General features: G+C 38.5%; 6 protein-coding genes. 1 reads left to right on the forward strand and 5 read right to left on the reverse strand.

The annotated features are described in order from the left end of the window. The 5 genes from RWO85_RS08970 to mltG all read right to left on the reverse strand — a co-directional run. The coding region (locus RWO85_RS08970) for a putative Ig domain-containing protein (protein ID WP_314415418.1) at positions 1–4,635 on the reverse strand (4,635 nt) is incomplete at its 3' end. Positions 4,636–4,664: 29 nt separating this feature from the next. Then, a complete protein-coding gene (locus RWO85_RS08975) occupies positions 4,665–5,195 on the reverse strand; it encodes a DivIVA domain-containing protein (RefSeq protein WP_314415420.1) in 531 nt (176 codons plus the stop codon). Between the two features lie 687 nt (positions 5,196–5,882). After that, a complete protein-coding gene (locus RWO85_RS08980) occupies positions 5,883–7,247 on the reverse strand; it encodes an amino acid permease (RefSeq protein ID WP_314415422.1) in 1,365 nt (454 codons plus the stop codon). A 72-nt stretch (positions 7,248–7,319) separates the two neighbouring features. Further along, a complete protein-coding gene (greA, locus tag RWO85_RS08985) occupies positions 7,320–7,802 on the reverse strand; it encodes a transcription elongation factor GreA (protein WP_000818769.1) in 483 nt (160 codons plus the stop codon). 61 nt (positions 7,803–7,863) lie between these two features. Next, entirely contained in the window at positions 7,864–9,534 is a 1,671-nt protein-coding gene (gene mltG, locus RWO85_RS08990) for an endolytic transglycosylase MltG (protein ID WP_314415424.1), read from the reverse strand. Positions 9,535–9,629: 95 nt separating this feature from the next. Between mltG and RWO85_RS08995 the strand changes: the two genes are divergently transcribed. Continuing rightward, positions 9,630–9,806, forward strand: coding sequence for a hypothetical protein (locus tag RWO85_RS08995; RefSeq protein ID WP_314415426.1), 177 nt, complete (start codon positions 9,630–9,632; stop codon positions 9,804–9,806). The last annotated feature ends 73 nt before the right edge of the window (positions 9,807–9,879 follow it).

The following is a 9,879-nucleotide window of genomic DNA, read 5'->3' on the forward strand; positions in this document are numbered from 1 at the left end:
GTCACCTTTCGGTCCTTTGATGTTTCCTGCTGGAGTCCATGTGCCGTTTTCTTTTACGAATACATCGCCAGTTGTTGTATTGACGTATTTGTCGCCGTCTTTTCCGTCCGTTGGATTTGGATTTGCTGTACCGTTTAGGATATCTTTTCCGTCACGTCCATCGTGTCCATTTGCTCCATCTTGACCATCTTTAATGACAGTAGTTCCTAGAACTGTATCTGTTCCTTCGTCAAACTGATTATTGGCATTCTTGTCACTATAGAACGTAACTGTCGTTTCTTTCCTCTCTTCATTACGATCTACTTTGACTTTTGGTGTTTCGCCGTCTTTACCATTAACTGTCGACGTTGGTGGCGTTAAGTCTACAACATCAATTGTAATGTCTTTTGTTATTGATTTACCTGCCTTTGTAGCTGTTACCGGGATATCAAATGATCCATCTACTGTTGGTGTCCCTGAAATAGTCTTAGTAGACTCATCATAACTTACTCCACCAGGTAATTTCGTTGTATCCACATTAAGCGTAGCTCCATCTGGTACTGTGAAAGTAATTGAACGAATAGATTTTCCTAGCGCAATCATTTGACGAGCATTTTTGATATCTAATGATAATGGATCCGATACTGAGTCATCTACTACCGTTACAGTGATAATCTCTTCCGCACTACCTTTACCTAATGTTTCAGAATCTAATGTGGCTTTTAAACGAACTTTATAGACACCTGGCTTGGTTGGAGTTCCACTAATTGTACGATTTGCACTGTCATAATGCAGTCCAGCAGTTGATTCGAGATAAGAATCTAAGTCTGTTTCTGGTAAATCCGCACTTAAATAACGAGCACCTAAATCTGAATGTTCACTGTGAGAAACCACCATATTTTTAATCGTTTCACCCACTCGAACTGTTTGATTATTTTCTGTAACATTAATACTTACCGGGAGTGGGCGAACCTTAATTTTGATATTCCCAGCAGCAACTGGAGATGCATCTCCCATTTCAGTATAGGTTGCTTTATATGGGATTAAGTATTCTCCCACTTTAGATGGTGTACCGGAAATCGTTCTTGTAGCTGAATCATAAGTAACTCCAGGCGGAAGTTTACTTGTATCTACCTCTAATCTTGCTTTACTGTCAGAAGGAGTTAGTACTACATTGTCTATAGCGGTTAGAACTGTTTTTTCTTGTTCCTTATTCGTAACATTAACACTTAAATCTCGTGATGTTACATCAATCGTTAATGTTGCACTCGCTGTTTTATTACCACTAATTGTCGGACTCGTTGCCGTAAATGTTGCTGTATAAGTACCAACTTTTGTTGGTGTACCTGAAACAGTTTTCGTTGCCGCATCATAGTTCACCCCTGGAGGAAGTGAGCCTGAAGCTATCGATAGCACCGCTCCATCTGCTTGTAACCGAATAGGAGGAAGTTCATCTAAAACTTTTACTGTCTTTGTATTATCAGGAATAGAAAAGTTTAGAGGAACACTTTCTACTTTGATATTGACATACGCATAGGCATACTGGTTATTCCCCGATTTATCAGTTCTATATACATAAGCATATGTTTGGAATGTCCCTACTTGAGTTGGTGTTCCTGTGATTGTTTTTCTGTCCGTAGACCAGCTTAAACCTCTAGGTAAAGCACCTCCAACTGAACTTACTGTCGCATTGGCAGGGATTTTAAGTGTAATCGGAGCTATCTCATTACCTGCTGTAAATGTGTAACTAGCTTCTGGAACACTGAAGTTTCCTGGCGTTACTGTCAAATCGACTACTTTAGTAATGGAAGCCCCATCTTTTGTAGCAGTAACTGGAATCACATAATGTCCTTCATATAATCCAGTGCCTGATAATGTTTTGCTATTGCTATCATACAAAACACCATCTGGCAGTGTTCCTACTGTAACCGTTGCGCCATCAGTAGCTGTTGCAACCATATCTGCGAATTTAGTTCCTTCTGAAACTGTTTGCTTATCATTCGTTATAGATAAAGTTAAATCAGAAACTGGTGGAGGGGTAACTGTATAGGTAAAGCTTGTCTTAATCTGACGGCTTTGACCTTCATTATTGGTATAAGTAGCTGTTACAATCGCTCTTTGTGGCGCATCTGTATGTTTTAAAGCATAACCTGTTAGACCTGTATTGTCAGCATTAGGACTTAGGTAGAGATGTCCTCCATCAGACTCAACTGATAGACTCGTAATCTTACTACCATTTGTCATCGAAACAGGAATAGTTGGGATAGCTTGTCCTTCTTGCCAGCTTTGATCGGAAATAGGATTTAACCCATCCATCACTTCAAACTTATAGGTACGAGCTGGGACATTGGCTCCAAAGTGTCCGTCTTTTGCTGTTGCAGTAATAGTATATACTCCTGTCGTTAATGTTTTACCATTTTGTTTAACAATCTTATACTTCGTTGAATCTTCAGGATCTTGGGTAATCTCAACCCCATCAGGTTTACTATCAACCGTTAAAGTCGCATTCGCTTTATTCAATACCAAGTTTCCTAGATTCTGCTCCTTATCCGAGATAGGCACAGCCACTGGAATTGGATTCGTTACGCGATAAAGCTTGTCCGCATCAAACATAACATCAGCATTGGTTAAAGTATACTTACCACTATACAAAGAATAATCAGATAGAAAGGTTCCAGATGGCATTGTTTGTGATACTTCCCTAGTAACAATATTTAAATGATGATTGGTTACTCGACCAAGATTATCCGTCACTTGAAAATCAAGAAAATAGGTGCCAGCTTTTGCTGGAAGATTTTTAAAGTTTAAACGATAGGGGGTTCGTGTTTTATAATAACCATTGTCAAAGACATTATCTGCTGTTACGGGGCCAGTTTTTACAAGCTCGACCTGAACACCTGGACTACCTCCGGTTTGCTCTAGTTTAGTGATGGTTACAGGTGCAGTATTACCTACAATACTATATTCACTCCTACGACCTGGTAAAGTCAACCAAAGATTAGAAGTATATTGCGGGCTATCTGGTGTTGCATCCGCTATTGTTTGTGCTTTGTCACGAGAATATAAAAAATAACCAAATGGAGTTACTGTCATATAAGCTGTATGGCTATCTATATCGTAGTCAACAGAATTGTCTTCTTTATTATTATCATCATTATCAGCCAACCGATAAACAGGCGGTTCTTCTATCGTTAGTCTAGCTGTAATCTTAACAGTAGGATTTGTTTTAGATTGAAGGCCTATAGTATAAATGCCTTTTGGAACCGTATTGTTTAAAGTAAGCGTTTGGGTTAAATAGCGGTCATCTTTTCCTCCATCATTATAACGAAAGCCTAATTTCTTAGCATCTGGAGTTAGTTCAACTTCATCAGAAGTAATGTTTGTGAGTCCCATTTTATACTTTAATTCTACTGTAGAACCGTCTTTTATGAATTTGTAATCGCGGTCAGCACGAATCCTTTCATCCCCAAAATACCGTTCCATTGTCATATATGGTGCTTCATTAGTTGCTGTTCCCGTCGCCAACATAAACCGAACATTCCCAGAATGTCCGTTGGCTTTTAATTCAGAGTACAAACGTTCAACAACAGTTTCCAATCGTTCTAAATTTGATTGTAATTCAGCTTTTGTTACGTTTTCTTTTGATAATAAGACTTGAGCAGCAGCTTCTTCTTGTTTAGCTAATTGATAAGTAGCTTGCAAACCTGCTTTTGATAATTCACTTGGACGAACTTTTTTCAATAATTGTTCTGCTTCAGCATTTAAAGCTTTGATTTCAATCATTGTATTCTCATAACGAACCTTTACTTCTTCTTTCGTTACTGTTTCTGTTGTAGAGACTGTTTCTTCCTTTTCTTCACTTGCTAAGACGAGTCCAGACTTTTTATCAATATATTCTACCGTATCTTTAAGAGCAGCGGTACGTTCTTTAGGTGTTTCCGCTTCTCCAAAGCCTTCTACTTCATATACAAATACATTGTCTGCTCCCTCAACAATTTCTTTTGTAAAGGTTGTTGGATTGCCTTCTGGAACATTATAGTTTTCTAATTGACTATTATTTGCCAGTTCTGCACCATTTTCTGTGACGCTAGCTTTTGCTTTTGCTTCAGTAGTTTCTACTGTTTTCGTCTTCGTTACTTCATGAACTACTTTATGAGATTTACGATCTACATAGCGTACTTTATAGACAATGCTCACTGCACGTTTAGCAGTAGCTGTCTCTTCACTTGGTTTTGCTTCCGTTGTTCCCGCTTCAGTTGGTTTTGCTTCCGCATGTACACTAGCTGGTGCAACTATTTCTTCTTTTGGTTGAGCTGGTGTACTATCAAGTGGTTTCGTTTCGTTTGTCGGAGCATTATCTTCCTTCAACTCCGGTTTGTCTGCCGGTTTTGTTTCTGGTTTCGACTCACTTGCATTCGGTTGAGACGATGTAATAATCAGATGATTCGTCTCAACTGTTGAAGCATTGGTCACATCTGAATCTGATGCATCTACTGGTTTTGGTTCTGGTTTTACATCATTCTCCTCTGCTTGAACGGCAGGCGTCAATCCTCCCAATAGTAAAGTAGTTCCCATTAAACCAATTAATACTGAACTTGCTCCATAAGCTTTATTCTTACGAATAGAATATATTTGTTGCTGTTCCACTTTTTTCACGTTTTTTATGTCCTTCCTTATTTCTGATGTTAGTTTTTATGATTCAAATCAGGAATATAAATAATCTGCTTAGAATTTTCGAACAGTTCTTCTGAATGAGTAAGCTCATCTTCTAAATGTTCTTTGATACGAACAAAGTCCTCTGTTTCTGAGTTCTCGAAAGCGCTTTTATAACGTAATAAAACTTCTTGTAACTCCTTAGATAACTCCGTCTTCTGTGCGATCACTTTGTTCTTAAGTTCATTCAATGTTTTCATTGTTCGATTAAAGCGTTCGAACTCATCCGAGATGGATTTATTTGCTGCATCAATCATCTCTGTTGCTTGTTGTTTAGCTTCGTCTAACAATTGTTTTGAAAGTTTTTTTGCATCAATGATAGCTTCACTAATCAGCTCTTCTTGAGAGTGATATTTATATAATTGTGCATTTAACTGTTCAACGGCTTCAGTCTTTCCAAGCAGTTCTTGTTTGAGACGATTATTTTCTCTTTCCAGACTTAGGATTAAGTCGTCTACTTCCTTTTTGTTATATCCAAAAAGGCTTCTTTTTATATCTTCCATAGTTCTTTCCTCTTTTGCAACAACTGAGTGTAGAGTCAGATTTAATATTCGCATTTCTTTATTCTACTTCTTTAAATCATCTCAGTCTGAGTTCCAACTAATTTTTCGCTCTCCTTCATCTCATAGATCCTTTCCTCTACTTTCATTTCGCTTAAGGCTCTAAGTACGAAAAACATATAGCGTTACAATACGTGATTTCTAACTGATTCACTTATTTTATGATATTTTAAGTCCCCTACATACCAGGGTCATTTCTTTACCATTTTATCATTCACATCCTTACTTCTATAATTGTTTCATTAGCATTGACAAAAAAACTAATATAATAATATATAAAAACCTTTTGTTTTATGCATAATTTTACACAATCATTCTACCCCCCCCCCCCCCGAAAATTGTCAAGTGTTTTTATATTAAATTTTTGTTAAATTTTCTTTACAGAGCAAACCTAACCCTAAGTAATGCTAACATTAGTTAATACTCTTCAAAAATCTTTTCAAACCACGTCAGCTTCGCCTTGCCGTAGATATGTTATTGACTTCGTCAGTTCTATCTACAACCTCAAAGCACTGCTTTGAGCAACCTACGGCTAGCTTCCTAGTTTGCTCTTTGATTTTCATTGAGTATAAGGATATTTTTAAAGAGTATAACGAAAAACCCACCAACCTAAGTTGATGAGTTTCAAATCTATTTTCTAAATTTCCACTGGCTATAAATTCCGAATCCGATAATCCAGATAGCTGAACCGATTGCTCCTACAAAGGTAGACTCTTGTAAAAAGAGGGTTACAAAGACAAAGGTAAAGAAGAGCATGGTTAACGGGTTTAAGAAACGATAATGGGGCATAAGATAGCCATCCTCCATAAAGTCTGGTGACTTGCGGTATTTAAGGTGAGCCACCATGATCAAGATATAAATAGCTACATAAACACCTGATGAAGAAGCTGTTATCAAGGCAAAGGCGTCCGAAACTCCTGGTAGGACATTGATAAAAGCAGCTGTCGCAATTAAAATAGTTGAGGCCAAAATTGCATTTTGAGGAACATTATAACGAGATAAGGTATCTGCTTTGATCGCTTTTAAGAGAGGATTTGGCAAATCCTGAGCTATTTGATACAAATGACGCCCTGTTGAGTAGAGGGTTGAGTTCAGAGCTGATGCTGCTGACGTCAAGACAACAAAGTTAATCAAGGCTGCTGCCCATTTGACACCTGCTAGTTCAAATACCGTAACGAATGGTGAATCTGCTGAAGCTAGATCTCGCCACGGAATAATCGCCATAATGGCAATTAGAGAACCTCCATAGAAAAAGGCAATACGTAAAGGAATTTCCTTAACTGCCTTTGGCAAGACCTGACGTGGATTTTTTGTTTCCGAAGTCGTTACCCCAATAAACTCAATCATGAGGTAGGCAAAGAAGACCATCTGGAAAGCCATAACAAAGTTGACACCACCATTAGGGAAGAGTGAGAAATTATCCGTAATATTGGCTAAACTAGCTACTCCATGAGGTGTCTCAAAACCTGTTAGAACCATAAAGATACCCGTCACAATCATAGCAAGGATAGCTACAATCTTAATCATAGCAAACCAAAATTCAACTTCTCCAAAAAGTTTAACAGCTATTAGATTGACCAAACCTAAAACAGTTAAAAATCCAACTTGAATTAACCAACTAGGCCACGAAGGAAACCAGAACTGAACATAGTGAGAGATAGCTGTGATTTCCGCCATACCGATAAAGACAACGGATAGCCAGTAAGACCAGACTGCAAAATGTCCCCAGCCCTTACCCAAATGGCGAGTAATAAAGTTAATAAAGGTATGTTGCTCAGGATCTTGATAGAGCATTTCTCCGACCGCTCTCATCATAAGGAACATAAAAGCTCCTGTAATCAGGTAAATTAGAACAATCGAAGGTCCTGTCAAACTGATAGAACGACCAGCCCCCAGAAAGAGGCCTGTTCCAATAGTTCCAGCAATGGCCATAACCTGTACGTGACGATTGGTCAGACCACGCTCCATCTTATTTTGCTTCTTTTTTGAACTCATATAGTCTCCAATTCTTTTTAAACCTAAAAGGGAGTAATCAGGGCGTTTCCCTCCTTCTACTCCCTTTAATCATTAGGCTGTTTTTTCAACCTTTAAGATTTTTACATCATAGCTACCCACAGGTGTTTCGACGGTTGCTGTATCACCTGTTTTCTTACCAATCAAGGCTTGTCCAATCGGGCTTTCATTTGAAACCTTACCTGCAAAGGCATCCGCACCAGCTGAACCCACGATGATATAAACTTCTTCTTCGTCCTCACCAATTTCTTGGATAGTCACTGTTTTACCAATTGCGACTTCGTCTTGGGCAACAGAGTCGCTATTGACGATTTCAGCATAACGGATTTTTGTTTCCAAGCTAGAGATTTGTCCTTCGACAAAGGCTTGTTCATCCTTAGCTGCTTCATACTCACTATTTTCTGAAAGGTCACCGTATGAACGGGCAATCTTGATACGTTCTACCACTTCTGGTCGGCGAACCAATTTCAATTCTTCTAATTCTTTTTCTAGTTTTTCCTTTTCCTCAAGTGTCATAGGATATGTTTTTTCTGCCATTTTTCTCAACTTTCTTTTACTTTATTTTTTAAAACAAAATTATGTGGAAAACCACATAATTTTAGTTTGAACTACTTGATTGCGTTAATTTATTATTGATATGTTGTGCAACATTTTGGTCATGATCTGCCTTGTTCGTAGCGAAGTATACCTTGCCATCTGTAACATCTGCTACAAAGAATAAGTTATCACTCTTAGTTTGATTGATACTTGATTCAATAGCATCCGCGCTTGGACTATCTACTGGTCCAGGCATCAGACCTTGGTTTATATAAACATTATACGGAGAATTGATGGTTGTATCAATTTCAGTATCATCAGCAAGACTAATCTTCTGACCAAGTTTTCCTTCAGCATAGAGAATAGCAATATTACTTTGTAAAGGCATACCAAGATTCAAACGATTGTAGAAGACACCTGCAATCATCTTACGATCGTCAGTTTTCGCTCCTTCTTTTTCTACCAATGAAGCAATGGTTAACAATTCATTAACTGTCAAGTTTTTAGACTTAATTGTATTATAGTGTGGAGTCAAGGTCTTATCCATGGCTGCCAACATCTCGTCAATCAAGCTTTCAATAGTTGTGCTTTCCTTGATAGAGTAGGTAGCTGGGAAGAGGAAACCTTCCAAACGGTAGCGAGCTCCACTTTCTTTTGTAGGCAAGCTTTCTAGTAAGTTTGAATATTTAGAAACTTCTTGACTGATAAAGTTATCATCTTGAACTTTAGCCAAGAAAGCATCCGCAGTCAAAGGCTCTTTAAAGTTACCTTGCAATTGACCTACCGCTTGGGCAATTTGATCAATCGTGTAGCCTTCTGGAATCGTCAAGCTGGCTAGTACAGGTTCTTGTGCTTCAGCTGTACCACCCTTTTGCAATTCCTTGATCAAGTCATCCGTACTCATGCTCTTCTGCAGATTGTAATATCCAGCCTTCAAATCTGAATAATTCTTGTACTTAGTATACATACCAAAGACAATGCCGTGTTTCACCAAACCTGCCTTTTCAAGAGTTGAACCAATTTCTTGAACACTGGCTCCTTCAGGGATTTGAACTGTTACATATTCTTTTGAAGTAGGATCAACTGGTTCTAATGAAGCCAGCACATACTGATAACCAAAGTAACCACCTGCCGAAAGTAAGGCAAGAAAAATCAGTAAAGAAATGAAGAAGGCCTTGAATCCAGATTTCTTCTCTTTCTTAGACTTAACTGGTTTTGCTACTTCTCTACGGCTACGGCGTGGTGTATCACTGATGATGTCCACTGTTTCTGTAACAGGCGTCGGTGCTTCTGGACGTGCCTGTTCTTCTTTTTTCTCTACTGTCTTATAGGACACAGCTACCCTTGTTGGGGTTTCATTATATTCTCTTTCGACTTTATTAGGTCTAACAGAACCTGGTCCTGGTCTTGGTCCGCTCTCATTGGCTGGTGAAGCAGGAACATCTTGACTTGGATGGCTAGGAGCCACTGGAGCATCCTGACTCGGATAACTAGGAACTGCTAGAGCATCCTGACTCGGATGACTAGGAACTGCTGGAGCATTATTTATAATATTTTCTACCGCTGACAAGGAATCAGCCATCAACTCCTCAGCAGACAGTCCACTTGTAGGAATAGAAGCTCTGTTTTCATCTCCTGCTAGAGTCTGATCATAACTTTTTGATTTTTCTAGATCTCGTAAAATCTGCTCTTTAAAGCTTAATTTTTCATCTTCTCTTGATTTTTCACTCAAAAGTTTTTCCTCCTCGTTGACAATCCATAATATTATATCTTAAAAACGAAAGAAAAGCAACCTAGCATACTTTTCTGGCTTATTTTTTATACTCAATGAAAATCAAAGAGCAAACTAGGAAGCTAGCCGCAGGTTGCTCAAAACACTGTTTTGAGGTTGTAGATAAGACTGACGAAGTCAGCTCAAAACACTGTTTTGAGGTTGCAGATAAGACTGACGAAGTCAGCTCAAAACACTGTTTTGAGGTTGCAGATAGAGCTGACATGGTTTAAAGAGATTTTCGAAGAGTATTAGCTTCCCAGACCATATCATACCAAGTTTCCCCTGCAAAGGTTGACTGGGACA

The organism is uncultured Streptococcus sp., from assembly GCF_963521865.1.
GTDB lineage: Bacteria > Bacillota > Bacilli > Lactobacillales > Streptococcaceae > Streptococcus.

Bases quoted from the DNA above. Each gene is read 5' to 3' on its own strand.
- greA (WP_000818769.1), bottom strand. From the start codon at position 7,802: ATGGCAGAAAAAACATATCCTATGACACTTGAGGAAAAGGAAAAACTA.
- RWO85_RS08980 (WP_314415422.1), bottom strand. From the start codon at position 7,247: ATGAGTTCAAAAAAGAAGCAAAATAAGATGGAGCGTGGTCTGACCAAT.
- RWO85_RS08975 (WP_314415420.1), bottom strand. From the start codon at position 5,195: ATGGAAGATATAAAAAGAAGCCTTTTTGGATATAACAAAAAGGAAGTA.
- RWO85_RS08995 (WP_314415426.1), top strand. From the start codon at position 9,630: ATGAAAATCAAAGAGCAAACTAGGAAGCTAGCCGCAGGTTGCTCAAAA.